At 53.8% G+C, this 16,957-nt stretch carries 17 protein-coding genes and 1 tRNA gene; 14 read left to right on the forward strand and 4 right to left on the reverse strand.

Annotation, left to right across the window (positions count from 1 at the left end):
- The first annotated feature begins 90 nt into the window (after positions 1-90).
- The gene (locus tag QK300_RS06005; protein WP_281320825.1) at positions 91-300 is read left to right on the forward strand and encodes a hypothetical protein; all 210 of its coding nucleotides are present in this window, start codon (positions 91-93) and stop codon (positions 298-300) included.
- Between the two features lie 590 nt (positions 301-890).
- On the opposite strand, the gene QK300_RS06010 is transcribed toward QK300_RS06005, so the two are convergent.
- Positions 891-978: transfer RNA gene (locus tag QK300_RS06010), tRNA-Ser, on the reverse strand.
- Positions 979-1,298: 320 nt separating this feature from the next.
- Here QK300_RS06010 and QK300_RS06015 point away from each other — a divergent pair.
- From QK300_RS06015 to QK300_RS06055, 9 genes are all read left to right on the forward strand, one after another.
- Positions 1,299-2,453 (forward strand): lytic murein transglycosylase, encoded by a 1,155-nt coding sequence (locus tag QK300_RS06015; RefSeq protein ID WP_281300943.1) that lies wholly within the window; start codon positions 1,299-1,301, stop codon positions 2,451-2,453.
- 138 nt (positions 2,454-2,591) lie between these two features.
- Positions 2,592-3,248 carry a septal ring lytic transglycosylase RlpA family protein gene (locus QK300_RS06020; protein ID WP_281300942.1) on the forward strand — a complete coding sequence of 219 codons (657 nt, stop codon included), beginning with the start codon at positions 2,592-2,594 and terminating at the stop codon, positions 3,246-3,248.
- Between the two features lie 124 nt (positions 3,249-3,372).
- Positions 3,373-4,521: a D-alanyl-D-alanine carboxypeptidase family protein gene (locus QK300_RS06025; RefSeq protein ID WP_281300941.1), complete on the forward strand. Its 1,149-nt coding sequence runs from the start codon at positions 3,373-3,375 to the stop codon at positions 4,519-4,521.
- A 35-nt stretch (positions 4,522-4,556) separates the two neighbouring features.
- Positions 4,557-5,255 carry a dTMP kinase gene (gene tmk, locus QK300_RS06030; protein ID WP_281300940.1) on the forward strand — a complete coding sequence of 233 codons (699 nt, stop codon included), beginning with the start codon at positions 4,557-4,559 and terminating at the stop codon, positions 5,253-5,255.
- A complete protein-coding gene (locus tag QK300_RS06035; protein WP_281300939.1) occupies positions 5,255-6,457 on the forward strand; it encodes a DNA polymerase III subunit delta' in 1,203 nt (400 codons plus the stop codon). The genes tmk and QK300_RS06035 overlap by 1 nt, the downstream gene beginning before the upstream one ends.
- A gap of 30 nt (positions 6,458-6,487) precedes the next feature.
- Positions 6,488-8,044, forward strand: coding sequence for a methionine--tRNA ligase (gene metG / locus QK300_RS06040; protein WP_281300938.1), 1,557 nt, complete (start codon positions 6,488-6,490; stop codon positions 8,042-8,044).
- Positions 8,044-8,841, forward strand: a complete 798-nt coding sequence (locus tag QK300_RS06045; RefSeq protein ID WP_281300937.1) for a TatD family hydrolase — start codon at positions 8,044-8,046, stop codon at positions 8,839-8,841. Before metG ends, QK300_RS06045 begins: the two co-directional genes overlap by 1 nt.
- A gap of 43 nt (positions 8,842-8,884) precedes the next feature.
- The gene (locus QK300_RS06050; RefSeq protein ID WP_281300936.1) at positions 8,885-9,664 is read left to right on the forward strand and encodes an MBL fold metallo-hydrolase; all 780 of its coding nucleotides are present in this window, start codon (positions 8,885-8,887) and stop codon (positions 9,662-9,664) included.
- A gap of 165 nt (positions 9,665-9,829) precedes the next feature.
- Entirely contained in the window at positions 9,830-10,471 is a 642-nt protein-coding gene (locus tag QK300_RS06055) for a TIGR02281 family clan AA aspartic protease (protein WP_281300935.1), read from the forward strand.
- Between the two features lie 12 nt (positions 10,472-10,483).
- Here QK300_RS06055 and QK300_RS06060 read toward each other — a convergent pair whose 3' ends face one another.
- Positions 10,484-12,091 (reverse strand): pilus assembly protein TadG-related protein, encoded by a 1,608-nt coding sequence (locus tag QK300_RS06060; protein WP_281300934.1) that lies wholly within the window; start codon positions 12,089-12,091, stop codon positions 10,484-10,486.
- Between the two features lie 288 nt (positions 12,092-12,379).
- Here QK300_RS06060 and QK300_RS06065 point away from each other — a divergent pair, with 288 nt between their 5' ends.
- Together QK300_RS06065 and QK300_RS06070 are read left to right on the forward strand one after the other, a co-directional pair.
- Entirely contained in the window at positions 12,380-13,012 is a 633-nt protein-coding gene (locus QK300_RS06065) for a TadE family protein (protein ID WP_281300933.1), read from the forward strand.
- A complete protein-coding gene (locus tag QK300_RS06070) occupies positions 13,003-13,599 on the forward strand; it encodes a TadE/TadG family type IV pilus assembly protein (RefSeq protein WP_281300932.1) in 597 nt (198 codons plus the stop codon). The genes QK300_RS06065 and QK300_RS06070 overlap by 10 nt, the downstream gene beginning before the upstream one ends.
- Positions 13,600-13,773: 174 nt before the next feature.
- On the opposite strand, the gene QK300_RS06075 is transcribed toward QK300_RS06070, so the two are convergent.
- Both QK300_RS06075 and QK300_RS06080 read right to left on the reverse strand, forming a co-directional pair.
- A complete protein-coding gene (locus QK300_RS06075) occupies positions 13,774-14,166 on the reverse strand; it encodes a helix-turn-helix domain-containing protein (RefSeq protein WP_281300931.1) in 393 nt (130 codons plus the stop codon).
- Between the two features lie 138 nt (positions 14,167-14,304).
- Entirely contained in the window at positions 14,305-15,672 is a 1,368-nt protein-coding gene (locus tag QK300_RS06080; RefSeq protein WP_281300930.1) for a cytochrome P450, read from the reverse strand.
- Between the two features lie 59 nt (positions 15,673-15,731).
- Here QK300_RS06080 and QK300_RS06085 point away from each other — a divergent pair, with 59 nt between their 5' ends.
- Positions 15,732-16,334 carry a trimeric intracellular cation channel family protein gene (locus QK300_RS06085; protein ID WP_281300929.1) on the forward strand — a complete coding sequence of 201 codons (603 nt, stop codon included), beginning with the start codon at positions 15,732-15,734 and terminating at the stop codon, positions 16,332-16,334.
- Positions 16,335-16,465: 131 nt separating this feature from the next.
- A complete protein-coding gene (locus QK300_RS06090; RefSeq protein WP_281300928.1) occupies positions 16,466-16,942 on the forward strand; it encodes a hypothetical protein in 477 nt (158 codons plus the stop codon).
- Positions 16,943-16,957: the final 15 nt, after the last annotated feature.

Consider the following 16,957-nt stretch of genomic DNA (forward strand, 5'->3'; position numbering starts at 1 on the left):
CAAACTGCGCATAGCCCACCGGAAAACACGAACCAAATGGTGCTGCAATGGCAGTGAATTTAAACCGGACAGCAGTGAGGGCTGACCACAGTGGCGGGTCGGCGTGCATTGCTGGCGAGGGTTCGCCGCCTTGAGCGGGTGCGCGAGTCGCCCGTGTTCATGTACCTCGCTTCGCCAGAGTTTGAGGCGGAGATGCGCGCGGGTGTTGAGGCGGGGCGCTACGACGCCAAGGACATGGCCATCGTGCTTGCCTCAGTGCAGAAATGGGCGCGCGACCGCGTCTGGGAACTGTGGTCATAGCGATGGAGGAACCGGCTTGGCTCAGTGCGTGGAGGGCACGCGGCCCGCGCGCCCGAAGGGTAACTCGTACGGGTTCGTTGAACCGGAGTCTTGGCCCTATGACGGTGGCAAGCGGCGCGAGTCGGTGCTGGACTTGGAATACTTCCCGCCGCGTGTCGTGCGTAAGGTGGGCTGGCGGAACTGCATGTGCTGCGGCAAGCCGTTCTGGTCGGAGGACACGACCCGCCTTCGCCTGTGTGACGGTGATACCGGATGCCGGGACCAGACGCCGGTGAGGTACAGGAAAGCTGCTACGGACTAAGGAGATGCGACCCTGTAGCAGCGCGCGGCTTAGTCACCCGCGACGGGGCATAGCGTTCAGTTCCCCGCTAAATCCAACGGACGCAGGCAGGGCGCGGTTTCTCCTTACCCGCGTGACCTGTCCAGCACCCTCGCCATGCGGCGGGGGTGCTTTCACGAGCGGGGGCTACAAATGCGCTACAAGTGCCCTGTGCGGAAGCAGCTTTGCCGCCGCGTTTTTCACCCTTGTAGCAGCCCTGTAGCGGGGGCGCGGGAAGCGGAACTGACGCTAGATAAGTGCTTGAAAAACTTGGCGGAAGGGGTGGGATTCGAACCCACGGATGCTTGCACATCGGCGGTTTTCAAGACCGCTGCAATCGACCACTCTGCCACCCTTCCGTAATAAGTTTTCAAGACCGGTGCATTCAACCGCTCTGCCACCCGTCCGCGATATGGCGCCCTTGTATCCGAAGTTTTTGCTGTCGCCAAGTGCCTAAGCACATCATCGGCGATTGCCGATTCCCCAAAAATATCAATTGGCATCAAAAGCAACGACAAGGCTTGCGATCAGAGCGCCACTTGTGGAAACTAAGGCCATGGCCGCCTAAAATGTGCCGCACATCTCTGCCAAGGCTATGAAGCCTCAAGGCTTTGAGGGGATATGGGCGGGTATTTTATGGCGTTTCATCTGATTGTGCGATCATAAGGAAAGTTTTTTCATGGGTTTTGTATCCTTCCGCCATTTCAATCGCACGCTTTTGCCTTGGCTTTTTATGCGCGCCTTTATGGTGATCATCTTTATGAGCGTGGCTTTTTTGCCCTTTGCACCATCCGCCCTGAAGGCCCAAGAAACCGCCCAAGAAACCGCCCAAGAAACCGCCCAAGAAACCGCTGAGGACACTGACGCTACGGAGCCTTCGCTGCCGCCTTTTGATCAATGGCTTGATGAATTGCGCGCCGAAGCCCGCAGCAAAGGAATTTCTGAGGCAACGATTGATGCCGCTTTGGGCGCGGTGGTTCCCAATGAACGGGTGGTGGAACTGGATCGCAAACAGCCTGAATTCACCCAGACTTTCGAGGCGTATCTGGCTGCCCGCGTCTCCCCGGTGCGGATCAAACGCGGACGGGAGATGATGGTTGAATATCGCGAGCCTTTGCGCGCCGTGGCCGATCATTATGGTGTGCAGCCTCGGTTTATCGCCGCCATTTGGGGGCTGGAAACCAATTATGGTTCCTTCACCGGGGGCATGAATGTCATTCAATCCCTTGCCACCCTGGCTTATGATCGGCGGCGATCCGATTTTTTCCGCCGGCAGCTTTTTTCCGCCCTGCAAATCATCGATGAAGGGCATATCACCGCATCCGAGATGAAAGGATCATGGGCCGGGGCCATGGGCCAAAGCCAGTTCATGCCCGGCAGTTTCATTGCCTATGCCGAAGATTTCGATAAGGATGGCCGCCGGGATATCTGGAATACCCCTGTGGATGTTTTTGCATCGATTGCCAATTATCTGAAAGCCCATGGCTGGGATGATCGCTATACATGGGGCAGGTCGGTGCGCGTGTCTCCTGATCTTTTGCCCACGAAGGGCGATCTGGCCCAGGAAACGCCCCCAGCAAGCTGTAGCCGCGCCCTTCGAAATCACAGCCGGATGCTCAGCCTGGTGGAATGGGATCGCCGAGGCGTGAAGCGCCTGAATGGCGAGGCTTTACCGATGGTTGAGATCAAGGCATCCCTTGTGAAGCCGGGGACGATTGCCGATCAGGCTTTTCTCACCTATGGGAATTATCGGGCTATTTTGAGCTATAATTGTTCCGATCTTTATGCTCTGGCTGTGGGGCATTTGGCTGATGCCCTTTTATCGGCGCAATGATGGGGGGATATGATCCTGAAGACCATGACAGTGAAACAGCTCTTACCCGTGCTATGCCTTTTAATCCTGGCTGCCTGCAGCAGCGGCTCGGGATCTTATAGCCCGTCGCAAAGCCCGACGCCTGCTACGGGGCAAAAGGTGGGCCGACCCTATCAGATCGGCGGTATCTGGTATTATCCGGCCATCGATCATGATTATGATCGGGTTGGGGTGGCATCCTGGTATGGGCCGAATTTTCATGGCAAACCGACCGCCAATGGTGAAGTTTTTGATATGAATAAGGTGAGCGCCGCGCATCCCACTTTGCCTTTGCCAAGCATGGCACGGGTGACCAATCTGGAAAATGGGCGGGCGATTACGGTGCGGATCAATGATCGCGGCCCCTTTGCACGCGAGCGGATCATCGATATGTCGCGCCGGGCGGCGCAGCTTTTGGGCTTTCAGGATCAGGGAACGACCCGTGTGCGGGTACAGGTTGTGCGACCCGATGGCAGCCTGGCCGATGGCGGGAAACGATCTGCAACACCCCGGCAGCTGGCCGCTGATACCGTGGTGCCGGGGCCATTTTTCATCCAGATCGGTTCTTTTGCGGATCGGGGTAATGCGGATCGGGTTTATCACAGTTTGAATGATCTGAAATCGGTGATCATTCAGGCCGCCGATACGGATGAGGGGCAGGTTTTCCGCGTTCGTATCGGGCCTTTTGGGAATGAGCGCGATGCCCGGCGTATTCTGGATCGTGTTTTTGATCGCGGCTATCATGATGCCCGCATTTTCACCGATCGGCTGGGCTGATATGATCCCGGCTTAAAAACCGCCGGAACCCGCTGGTTTATTTAAGCGCTCACCCTTGATGTTCACTTTGAAGAAGCACCTGAAAATGATTGTAGTAAAAAGATTATTCAAAATCTGTTGTCTCATGGCCCCCCTGTTGGTGGTGGCGCCCTTGGCAGCGGTGGCGCAGGGGCTTGAAACATCGGCCCGCCATGCCTTGCTTTTGGAGATGGAAACCGGCGATGTGCTGTTTTCCAAAGACCCGGAAACCCCGTTCCCTCCGGCATCGATGTCAAAGATGATGACTGTGTATCTGGCATTCGATCAGATCCGCGCGGGCAGCCTTTCCCTTGAGGATACCACAAGGGTGAGCGATGAAGCCTGGCGGCGCTGGGCGGGAACCGAAGCCTCCTTGATGTTTTTAGGCGCCGGTGAAGAGGTAAGCGTAAAGCAATTACTCCACGGAATCATTGTCTCGTCCGGGAATGATGCCTGCACGGTTCTGGCCGAGATGATGTCGGGAACGGAAGATGCCTTTGCCCTTTGGATGAATGAAAAAGCCGCTGAAATCGGCATGACCAACAGCCAGTTCAAAAATGCATCCGGCTGGCCTGCAGATGGGCAATATACCACCGCCCATGATCTGGCGACTCTGGCCGAGAAAACGATCAGGGATTTTCCCGAGCTTTATGAAATTTATGCCGAAAAAAGCTATACCTATGGCAAGGATTTTCGGACAGGCGAGGCGATCACCCAATCCAATCGCAATCCTTTGATTTATCGCATGGATGGCGCTGATGGCCTTAAAACCGGCCATACCGAAGCGTCTGGCTATGGGCTGACGGGATCGGCGATCCGCAATGGCCGTCGTCTGATCGTGGTGGTTTCGGGGTTGGATAGCGTATCGGCCCGGGCCCGGGAAAGCCAATCTTTGCTGGAATATGGCTTTCGCGCCTTTGATACCTACAGCGTTTTTGATGCTGGCGAGCAGATCGGCGAGGCCGATGTGTGGCTGGGCAAAAGCGGTAAACTCCCCCTGATCGTTCAGGATCCGCTGAAGCTTACCTTGTCGCGGCGGGATCGCATGGCACTCAAAATGGTGCTGCGCTATGATAATCCCATCCCCAGCCCTATTAAAAAAGGCCAGCCTGTGGCCACCGTCACCTTAAGCGCGCCCGATCTGGGGGAAAGGCAAATTCCGGTTTTGGCGGGCGAAAGCATCGAACCCGTGAGCGGCTTTGGACGGATTGGCGCGGCGCTTGATTATCTGCTCTTTGGTTCTGCCGGGAAATGAGTGCGCGGCCATCCAAAGATCAGCACAGGACTGGAATGTTTATCACATTCGAGGGCGGCGAGGGGGTCGGGAAATCGACACAGGCCCGGCTTCTGGCTGATCATCTGCGCGCCCAGGGCCAGGATGTGGTGCTGACACGGGAACCCGGTGGTGCACCGGGGGCCGAGCAGATCCGCGATCTGCTGGTCAGGGGCGATCCCGCACGCTGGGAACCGATGAGTGAAGCGCTTTTGCATATCGCCGCCCGGGTGGATCATGTGGCCAAAACCATCCAGCCTGCGCTTGATCGCGGGGCTTGGGTGATCAGCGATCGTTTCAGGGATAGTACGCTTGTTTATCAAGGGCTTGCTCAGGGCGTGGGGCGAGAGCGGATCGAATCCCTCCATGCCCTGGCCTTGGGAAGCCCGGATCATCCCGATGGTTTATTGCCCGATCTCACCTTCATTCTGGATATGCCCCCTGCTGAGGGATTATTGCGGGCGCATTCGCGGCAATCGCAGATCAATGATCAGCAGACGACAAAGGCTTCAAATCTTGCTGAGGATCGTTATGAACGCATGGGGGATGCTTTTCATCACGCCCTTTCTGCGGCTTTTCAAAAGCTTGCGATCTTCTACCCCGAGCGCTGCCATTTGATCGATGCATCGGGGGATGAACAGCAGGTGGCGCAGATCATTTTGAAGCATATTGCATCCCTTGAAAACAGACCTGCGATGGATGTGGGGCAGGGCTGATGGCAAGACCTGCGGCAGGACAAAAATCGGCTGAACCGGGGCCGGATGCCCATGATCCGCGCCATAACCCAAAGCTTTATGGCCATGAACGGGCCGAGCGGATTATTCTCGATGCCATCGCATCGCACAAGATGCATCATGCCTGGCTGATCACCGGGCCAAGGGGGGTGGGAAAAGCCACCTTGGCCTATCGCATGGCCCGGTTCATTTTGAAATCCAATGAGCAGAAAAGCCGCGATGATCCCCCCTCGCTTTTTGGCGCTGGCCCCAATGATAATGGCCCCAGCCCGGTGATTGCGCCCTTAACAAGCCTTGAGCTTCCGGTGGATGATCCGGTGTTTCAGCGCATTGCCCAAGGATCGCATGGCAATCTTTTAGTGATCGAACGAGGCTGGGATGATCGACGCAAGGTCATGCGCGGCGATATTCTCGTGGATGATGTACGCAAGATGCAGGCCTTTTTCAACCGCACGGCGGCCCAGAAAGGTTGGCGGCTGTGCATCATCGATGCGGCGGATGAATTGAACCGCAATGCCGCCAATGCCATTCTCAAAATTCTTGAAGAGCCACCTGCCGATTGTCTTCTCTTATTGATTTCTCATGCGCCCGGGCGGCTTTTGCCCACCATCCGCTCGCGGTGCCGCAGCCTGGCGCTGGCCCCTGTGCCGCAGCAAAAGGTGATTGATGCGCTTGCCTTGAGCCATCCCGATCTGGCGGCGAATGAGGCCCGGGCTTTGGCCATTTTATCGGATGGAGCCCCGGGGTGGGCCATGAGTTTGGCCGAAGGCGATGGCCTGTCTCTTTATACCGATCTGCTGGCGCTGATCCGAACCATGCCGGGCATCGATTTGGTGAAAGCCCATCAGTTTGCCGGTCGGTTCTCCCTCAAATCAGCCGAGCCCGCCTATCAGCTTATGATCAGCCTGCTTTTATGGTGGGTTGAAACCAGCGTGCGATGGGCGGCAATGGGGGATTCAAAGCCATCTGCTGATGGCAGCCGCGATGTGATCGAAGGGGAGGGCGCACTGCGCCAGCATTTTGTGGCTTCACTGGCGCTTGATCGCTGGGTAGAGCTGTGGGAAAAGATGACCGGCCTGATTTCGCGGACTGATGCAGTGTATCTTGATCGTAAACAGGTTTTGCTGTCTTTGCTTTTGATGCTGGATGAAGCCGCCGCCGGCCGCATGCCATCACACCACTGATCAGGTTTACAGATAGGATAAGGGTCCGCCATGCCGGAACGGAAAACATATTACATCACCACGCCTATTTATTATGTGAATGATGTGCCCCATATCGGCCATGCCTATACCACCCTGGCCTGCGATGTGCTGGCACGTTTCAAGCGGCTGGATGGTTTTGATGTCATGTTCCTGACCGGAACCGATGAGCATGGCCAGAAGGTGGAAAAATCCGCCGCCGCTGCCGGTGTCGATCCCCAAAGCTTTTGTGATCGCGTGTCGGGCCGCTTTCGCGATCTGGTGGATAGCATGGATTTTTCCATCGACCAGTTCATTCGCACCACCGAAGATCGCCATATCCGCTCGGTTCAGGCTTTATGGCAGCGGATCGAAGCGGCGGGCCATATCTATAAAGGGGCCTATAGCGGCTGGTATTCCGTGCGCGATGAAGCCTTTTATGCCGAATCTGAATTGATCGACGGGCCGGACGGCCAGAAATGCGCCCCCAGCGGTGCCCCCGTGGAATGGCTGGAAGAGCCGAGCTATTTTTTCAAGCTTTCGGAATGGCAGGATAAGCTGCTGGATTTTTACCAGAAAAACCCGCATTTCGTGCTACCCAAAAGCCGCATGAATGAAGTGATGAGCTTTGTAAAAGGCGGATTGCGGGATTTATCGATTTCGCGCACCAGCTTTAATTGGGGGGTTCCGGTGCCGGGTGATCCTGATCATATCATGTATGTGTGGATCGATGCCCTGACCAATTATATCACCGCCCTCGGTTATCCCGAACGCAACGAAAACGGGGATTATCAGCGGTTCTGGCCCGCCGATGTGCATATGGTGGGCAAGGATATTCTGCGCTTTCATGCGGTTTACTGGCCCGCCTTTTTGATGGCGGCAGGCCTGGAGCCGCCACAGCGGGTGTTTGCCCATGGCTGGTGGACGAATGAAGGCCAGAAAATTTCAAAATCTGTTGGCAATGTGATTGATCCCTTTGCTTTGGTTGAAGAATTCGGCCTTGATCCGGTGCGCTATTTCCTGATGCGCGAAGTACCTTTCGGCAATGATGGCGATTTTTCCCGCGAAGGATTTCTGGCGCGCTGCAATGCCGATCTGGCCAATGATTTCGGCAATCTGGCTCAACGCAGCCTGTCGATGATCGCTAAAAACTGTGATGGTCTGATCCCCCAACCGGGCCTTTTATCGGATGCGGATGCGGTTTTGCTCAGCGATCTTGATAAAACCTTGAATGAAGTGCGGGTTCATCTTGATGATCAGGCCATTCATCAGGCGATTGAGGTGATCTGGCGGCAGATTTCTCGCGCCAATGGCTATATTGCAACCGAACAGCCCTGGGCCCTGAAGAAAACCGATCCCGAACGGATGGGAACGGTGCTTTATGTGGCCGCCGAAGCGGTGCGCAATCTGGCCATTCTGGCCCAGCCTTTGATGCCCAAAAGCATGGCGCAATTGCTTGATCAACTGGCTGTGCCGGATGAAAATCGGGGCTTTGCCGATTTGGGCGAAGCGGGGCGATTGCAGGCGGGGCTGGCCCTGCCGGCGCCAAGCGGTATTTTTCCGAGGCTTACGGAAAAGGATGCATCCTGATGTTGGTTGATAGCCATTGTCATTTAAATTACGAGGGCTTGGCTCATGATGTTGATGCAGTAATTGAACGTGGACGGGCGGCGGGCATCACCACTTTTCTCAGCATCAACACCAAATTGCGCGAATATGACGAGATCATCGCTCTTGTCGATCAGTATCATGATGTGTTTGGCACGGTGGGCATTCATCCCCATGAGGCGCAAGCCGAAATCGGGATGGGGGCTGCTGATCTTATTGCCAGAACGGCGCATCCCCGGATCATAGGTTTAGGGGAAACCGGGCTTGATTATTTCTATGAAAATGCCCCGCGCGATCATCAGATCAAAAGCTTCAAAGAGCATATCGCGGCGGCCCGGGAAACGGGATTGCCCCTGATTATCCATAGCCGTGATGCCGAAGCCGATAGCTTTGATATACTAAGCGCGCAATTGAAAAAAGGGCCGTTCAAGGCGGTGATCCACTGTTTTACCGGCAGCCGGAATTTCATGAAACAGATGGTGGATCTGGGGTTTTTTATCTCGATTTCAGGGATCGTTACCTTCAAAAAAGCCACCGACCTGCAGGAAACCGCCAAAGCCATTCCCGATGATCGCCTGCTTGTGGAAACCGATGCGCCCTTTTTGGCGCCTGTGCCCTATCGTGGCAAAATTTGCGAACCGGCCTATGTTGCTGATACCGCGCGGTTTTTGGCGAATCTCCGAGGGGTTGAGCTTGAGGATTTGGCGCGCCAGACAACCACCAATTTTTTCCGGCTGTTTTCGAAAGCCACCCCACCAGGCGCATTGGCTGCCCAATGATAAAGGGTGGGTGCGTTAAAGGGTGGTTTTAATGGGGCAGGGCATGGATAGCATGCAGATCACTATTTTGGGCTGTGGCACATCCACAGGGGTGCCGCGCCTGCCCAATGATTGGGGGCGCTGTGATCCGGCGCAGCCTAAAAATCGCCGCACCCGGGCATCCATTCTGATCCAAAAGGGCGATATCAATCTTCTGGTCGATTGCGGGCCCGATATGCGCGCGCAATTGCTGGCCACCGGGATCGATCATATCGATGCCGTTTTGATCACCCACGATCATGCCGATCATACCCATGGGATCGATGATCTGCGGGGATTTCATATGGAACAGGGGGCCGAAATCCCCCTTTTTGCGCCAAAGGAAACACTGGATCGTCTTTATCAGCGCTTTGATTATATTTTTTCATCCCGCCATGGCTATCCGGCGATCTGCAAAGGCCATGAAATTGCCGGACCGATCCGGATCGGAGATTTATGTGCCCAGCCATTCTGGCAGGAACATGGGCCCATCTGGTCTTTGGGATTTCGTTTCGGGGATTTTGCCTATTCCACGGATGTGAATGGCTTCCCCAAAGAAAGCCTTGATCTGCTCCGGGGGATCAGGCTTTGGGTGGTGGATGCCCTGCGCCATCGCCCCCATCGCACCCATGCTCATCTGGATAAAACCCTGGGCTGGATCGATGAGGTAAAGCCCGAACGCGCCATTCTCACCCATTTGAGCAATGATATGGATTATGACAGCCTAAGGCGTTCTTTGCCGCCGCATATCGAACCGGCTTATGATGGCATGGTGCTGACTCTGGAGGCGAAAGCCGCCAGATAAAAGCGCTTTGATCTTTCAATATTACGCGGCTACACCTAAATTAGAGTGATGCCAGCAGACCCATGGAGACCAAAAAGCCCCGTGCCGCCATCGCGTCGCCCTGTACAAAAGAGGGGCGGAGGCCTTCGCCCTGTTTTTAAAAAACTGCTCTGGTGGTTTGGCTTTTTGCTGGTTTTATATCTGGTGCTCGGCTGGCTTTTTCCCGGCACGCGCATCAATCATGTTGGCGGCATCCTCACTTTAGTCACCTTGATGACCATTGGCAGCCTGATCGTCATTTCTTTACGCATGCATTTTCGGGAATTTTTCCGCAATATTGCCATCTGGTCCGGCATTGTGCTTGTTTTGGCCATTGCCTATGCCTTTCGCCATGAAATAGGCGGGGTAGCGGATCGGGTGGTGGGCAATGTGGCGACAGAACGGGGCTATCGCAGTGGCGACGCCATGGTTTTTGAGCGTGATCCCAGCGGCCATTTCAAGGTGCGGGCCCATGTTTCCGGCCAGCCGGTCACCTTTCTGGTGGATACCGGGGCCAGCCATGTCATCCTTTCAAAAAGGGATGCTATGGCATTGGGGATCAATCCCCGGCCGGAACAGTTTTTCGAGCGCTATTACACCGCCAATGGGGTGGTGATGGGGGCCCCGATCTTTCTTGAAAGCATCGAGATCGGCGGGCATTTGACCATCGAAAATGTGCGGGCCAGTGTCACCGATGGCAATCTCAACACATCCTTGCTGGGCATGTCATTCCTCAACCGGCTCGAAGGCTTTGAGATCACGGGCGAGCGGATGACCCTGCGCCCCTGATAGGCGCTAAAATCAGCGGCTGAGATGCAGATTGGCGAGATCATTGCCGATGGTGCGGAATGCAGACCGCAGATCTTCATTGCTGGGGGCCAGAAAGGCATTCGCCGGGCGCGATGCACAGGCCTGATAAAGGGCGCGAAGATTGATGGCTCTGGGGCTGTTTTCAGTCGCGAAGCTGCCAAAAATAACGGTGTAGATCTGCACCCGATCCTGACCATTTACCCCGCCCATCTTCATCGCCGCACAGGCCTTGATCATTCTGAGATTGATGGCATCGGCGGCAGCAGTGACATTCGTCGTCCCCAAGCGGCCATCATCAAGCCGTCCATAAGCGGTATAATCGGATTCCGGCCGATCTGAAGCTTTGTTATTGGGTTCGGAGCGACGGCCGTTAGAAGCGGTTTTGGCATATTGATCATGGGGCAAGCGGAAGATCTCATTCACCCCATCGGTCATCATCACAAGGGCCTTCACCGTTGCCGGATCATTATAAGGAACCGTATTGGGGAAGGGTGGTTCGGGATCAAGCATCCGCCAGCCCCACATCAAGCCTTCACTGCCAATGGTGCCCCCGCGCGACCAGGCGATGGTATTATCTTTAATATAATCAATAACCTGATCATAGTTATTGTTGAATGTCATCACCTCGGCAGGGCAGCCGATATTGGGGCCGGTATAGGCATTGCCCAAGGATGGATTGGTGTTTGGATTGCTCCAGACCTCGCCATAGGGGCCTTTGCCCTGGCGATAAGCCATGGCATCGAAAACACCATCGAGATTGCTGCCGGCATTTTTACCGGGGTCGCGGGGGTCTACATCATCCTGAAAAGGAAAGCTGTGATATTTATTATCATACCAATGGGGATACATATAGGGCCGCCATTTCCCGCCAATGGCGGGGGGCGCCAAGCTGATATCCCACGCCCCGACATCAAGCACATTGGGGTTGGAACTGAGCGAGGTGAGCGTTTCCCGCGCCAGCACGCAGCCTTTCCATTTTCTGTCATCATTGGGTTTATAGAAAAATTCCGGTGGAATGCCACTGAAATCAAGGAAAGAACTACCCAGATCGCCCACATTCACGGCGGCCGAATAGGGCACGATGGCAATACTCAGGCGATCATGGGGCTGGTTTTTCTTATTGCCAAACAAGATATCAACCAGATCGATACTGGCGTCTCGTAGGGCATTGATCTTTGATCCCGCCATCGAACCGGTATGATCCAGCACCAGAACGGCCTGCAGCCCCAGATTTTCACGGGTGACCTCAGAACTTGTGCCTACGCTCATCTCTTCGATGCCCACGAGTTTCATGAACAGGGTCGGCATTTCAACGGATGCCGATACCCGAAGACGTTCAGGCTCGCCAGGAATTTCCAGCGGTTCGATTTCAAGCTTACCAAGGGTGGCCCCCATGAATCCGGCGGGAAAATTGGCCGCAAAATAATTGCGCACATCATCATCGCGGCTGGGTAAATTAAAGGCCCGTCCGCCCGCCAAAGCCGCAGCATCCAAAGCCGTATTGAGTTGCGAGCGCATGACAAAACCACGGGCAATATCGGTGGCCATGCCAACGGAAACCACCAGCGGGATCAGCGAAACCGCGACCCAAACCAGCATCGAACCCTTTTTTTCCCGCCACAAACGATGCGGCCATCCTCGATGGAGAAAGGAAGGGAGCCCAGCGCGTGTTTTCATAAGGGCAGAAAGCCCTATTCGCCATACTGACAGCATTTTCATGCTCCCCTCTGAAGGGTTGGATTCATAGAGGCATGAGACTGACAGAGAGGGTTGAACAGCCCGTTAAAGAATAAAGATTATTTTCACGAATATTTAAATATCAGGGAACACATTATTAGGAACCATCGATTAACATTCAATACTTTATGAATGTATGAGAATGCACGGATGCCTGATCATCAGATTTTTTGCAATAAGGCGCGCGATTTCTACCGACGCAGGTCGGGATCAGCGATCGTGGAATTTGCGATTGCGTTTCCCATCATCATCGGGCTGACCATGGGAATCGTTGAAATTGGCCATATCAGCTTTGCCAATGCGACACTTGAAGGCGCCGTGCGCGAAGCATCCAGACGCGGCGTCACCGGATTCGTGCCCGTTGATGGCTCGCGAGAAAGCTATGTTCGCAGCCGAGTTCTCGACATGATGGAAAATTTCACCCTTATCGGGCCGGTTGTGATCGAGACGAAAGTTTATGAGAGTTTTGCCGACATCGGAAAGCCAGAGCCTTTCAGTGATGACAATGCCAATGGTGTTTATGATAGCGGAGAATGTTTCACCGATATCAATCAAAATGGGCAATGGGATGCAGATATGGGGGCAGTGGGGTTGGGCGGTTCCGGGGCCATCGTCGTTTATGATGCGCGGGTGCAATTAAAGCTGATCACCCCGGCTTTTGCGTTCATGACCGGCTCCGATAAGGGCGCGATCGGGCTTCAGGCTTCCACCGCCGTGCGAAATGAACCCTATAATCTGCTGGAAGAAGATAGTTCCACCGGGGGGGCCATTTTATGCAGCTGATATCGCAGCTGAAGCCAATATTTTCAGTGCATCGCAATCAAAAAGGTTCGATCCTGATTGAAACGGCGCTGGTCCTCCCTGTGCTGTTGCTATTACTGGCGGGCGCCGTGGAAATGGGCCGTTTCATGCTGGCCAACCAGAAATTGTCGTCTTTGGCATCCTCTATGGCGGATATGGTGTCGCAGGCAGAAGATGGCATTACGGAAAACGAGATCACCCAAATTTTCGCTGCGATGAACCATGTTTCAAAGCCCTTCGATATGAACCAGCAAGGCCGGGTGATTTTGAGCGGGGCCATCGGCACGGATAATCAGGGTAACAGGATCAACTGGCAGCGATGCGAAGGGGCGCTTATCGGCTTGATGAGTGAAATCGGCAATGAGGGAGAGACACAGGTTGCTCTGCCGGGAAGCCTTATTCTGGGTGAAGGCGATATGGCGATCATTGCGGAAGCTTATTTCCACTATGAGCCTTTGATTTTTTCGGGCTTTTTCGATGCGGTTGATCTTCGATCCAGTGCCAGCTTCAGACCACGTTTCGGCGCCATGGATCAGATCACCCCGGATGGCCTCCCTCAAAGCTGTTAAATTTTACATAATATAAATTATGCGCATTATTGATGCCGTAAAACAAAATGGCCCCCGCTTGTTTTTTCCTCTGAAATTTACCTAAGCAATTGGCATCGCATAAAAAACGGCGCTGCAAATTGCAACGCCGCTCACTAGATTTTTATGATATCGCATTGACCGGAAAATGGAGCCCTATTGATCCTGGCTATCATGAACCGATTGAATAAGATCGATCATCCGCCGCCGGACCCGATCATCGCGAATCCCAATGAGGCATTTCACGACCGACAAGACCTGAGCATGAGACAGAATATGGGGATCGATGGCAGGCTTTTGATTGACAGTTTCCGCGCCATGATCGCGCTCGATTTCTTCAAAGAAATAGGAAATGGGAACATCCAGCGCCTGGGAAAGCTGAACCAGCTTGCTGGCCCCAACACGATTGGTTCCACGCTCATATTTTTGGACCTGCTGAAAGCTCAAGCCCAGCTTCACGGCAAGTTTCTGCTGCGTTAGCCCAACAATTTTACGGCGCTCACGGATCCGCCGCCCCACATAGTTATCAACTGGATCGCCTGGCTCCATTGCTTATCTCCTGTTGTTTTTGAAAGCCTAGATGAAAATGACATTGCCTATTAACGCAGAAACGGCTGTAAATTTCAAGCATTCAGAGAGAGGCAAGGCCAAATTCCCGTGAATATATCTGTCCTTATTGGCGAAAATTTACGGTCTCAGTACGAAATGCGCCCTCACCGGCCTGTCCGGTCTCAGGGTCGTGGCGGCGATGGGTTTAATCTCTTCAGCTTCCTCGATATCGATCTCGAAATTTTTCAGGATCAACGACAGCAGATAGGGCCCTTCCAGCATTGCAAAGCGCGCCCCCAAACAGGCATGACGACCGCCAGCAAAGGGGAAATAGGCATGGCGAGGGCGTTTGGCGCTGTTTTCACTGGTGAAATGATCAGGATAAAAGCGTGTGGGATGCTCCCAATAAAGGGGATTCCGATGGATATTATAGGCGCACAGGATCACCGTTTTCCCGGCCGACAGTTGTGTGTTCCCAAATTCATGCGGCTTTTCCAGTTCCCTTGAAAAGCACCAGCCCGGGGGGTAAAGGCGCATCGATTCCTGATAAACCCGCTTTGCTATTTCCAATTGATTGATATGCGCCGTATTCAATTTTTCATCATTTAAAACAGCATCGGCTTCGGCCCGCATCTGTGCTTCGATTTCCGGATTTTGTTTTAACAGGATCAGTGACCAAAGCATGGATAAGGCACTGGTTTCAAAGGCCGCTATCAAAATCGACAAGAGCTGCGCCCGTGTTGTTTTGCGTCGCGCGTCCGGATTCTCAGCACGATCTGTAGCGGTCAGGCCATTAGCCGCTAGAATGGCATCAAGCAGCAATGCCCCCTGATCATCCCCCTCGCCCGCCAATCTTTGATCGATCTGCTGATCCAGAAAGCGATGAAAATGGCGATTTCGCTCATTAAAATGCTGATTGTCCTTTGTGGGCAGCCATAAGGGCAGCGGTATCGGTGACCAGAGTCTGTCTTCTAAAAAGCGTAGAATGTCTGATAAATCCTGGGCAAGCTGCACACTGTCATCAAAGCGCACCTTCAGGCCAAAAAACACATGAACCGCAATCATCAGGGCAATGGCCGAGAAGAAATTGAGCAAATCGAGATCGGATCGCCCTTCCCCGCCGGGCCCGCCAGCCCCATCGGCCAGATGCGTTTTGATGATCTGTATGGTTTGTTGGCCGGATTGGCCGATCATCGGGGCAAAGGCGCGAAAATGCTCCCCCCCGAAAAAGGGTTGGGCAATATGGCGTTGACGCCGCCATTCTTCGCCTTCAAGAGTGAAGAGTCCGCCGCCCAATAGCGGCGTGATGCGGCGATAATAGCGGCCTTTAACGAAATTGGGATCATTCCCCACAAAAACAGATTTTACATGATCGGCATTATTGAGCAGATAAAGCGTTTCAAGACCGATCCTGATCGGGATCACATCAGCCTTTGATTGTCCCTTCTGCTCCAGAAACAACAGCGGATTTTGCGTCAGCGCACGATATTCACCCAGCATGGTCACTATCCAATGACATTTATAACTGTGCTAGTGTTCAACTATTTGGAGACATAGGTAAAGCCATGAGTCCGTTATTTGTCATCATTGAATCGGTCGGCATTCTTGCTTTTGCCCTTTCCGGCGCTCTTTCTGCGGCGCGCAAGGATATGGATATCTTTGGTTTTGCCGTTTTGGCTCTGATGCCTGCGGTGGGCGGCGGCACCTTGCGGGATCTGATTTTGGATGTTCCGGTTTTCTGGATCGAGGATACCCGCCCGATCTGGATCACCGGCATCGCTGTTCTGGCGGCCTATTTCGGGGAAAAGCATCTGGAAAGCCGACGCACAGTGATCATCTGGTTTGATGCTTTGGGCCTTGCCTTATTTGCTGTGACCGGGGCGCGCAAAGCCTTTCTGGTGACCAATGATCCCCTGATTGCGACGATGATGGGGGTTGTGACCGGGGTTGCCGGGGGGATCATCCGCGATATCATCGCCAATGATGTTCCGATGATCTTGCAGCAGGAAATTTATGCAACGGCGGCATTTATCGGCGCCCTTTTATACGTGCTGCTGGCATGGGCCGGCCTGCCCTTCATCTGGGCGGCGGGGATTGGATTTCTGGCATCCTTTATCATTCGCGCCGGAGCCATCCAATTCGGCTGGAGCCTGCCCAAAAGAAATTAAGCCTTACATTAAGAATGCAGCCTTATTCTTTTTTCTAAAGATGACGGTCTCTGCTAAGATGAAATAAAATGGCTGGGGCTTTTCATATGATACAAATTTATCCATCCGAAGATTACCCTGATTTTTCTTATATGAATGAGCCTCATCCCATTGAGGCACAGAGCCTAGCTTCTGCCCATCCGGTGATGGCTTTCTACCGATATTGGCTGTCCTTGAATGATGGAAAAATTCCCCACCGCGCCATGTTCAATCCTTTTAAAGTGCCATCCGCCCTGCCCTGGATCATTCTTTTTGAGCAGGTATCTGCATCAGATGATCCCGAAGCCGAACCCGATTATCGCGTGCGCCTGCATGGCAGCGGGATCAGTGCGGTGATAAAAGCATCATGGAAAGGGCGGCTTCTCTCCCAACAAATGGATCATGCTGTGTTTTTAAAACGCTGTACGGAATTCAAAAGCACGCTGGATTCCGGGCAGCCACAATTCAGCCGGGGCGATATGATCGTCAATCATGTCAAATGGGTCATCACACGCGGCATCTTTCCCATGCATGTAGAAGGTGGAAGGCCGCAAATCTTTTTTCTAGGGGTTTCGGAAAAGCATATTTGATTGAGGGTTCTGCTC

The organism is Iodidimonas sp. MBR-22 (assembly GCF_029946565.1).
Lineage (GTDB): Bacteria > Pseudomonadota > Alphaproteobacteria > Sphingomonadales > Rhodothalassiaceae > Iodidimonas > Iodidimonas nitroreducens.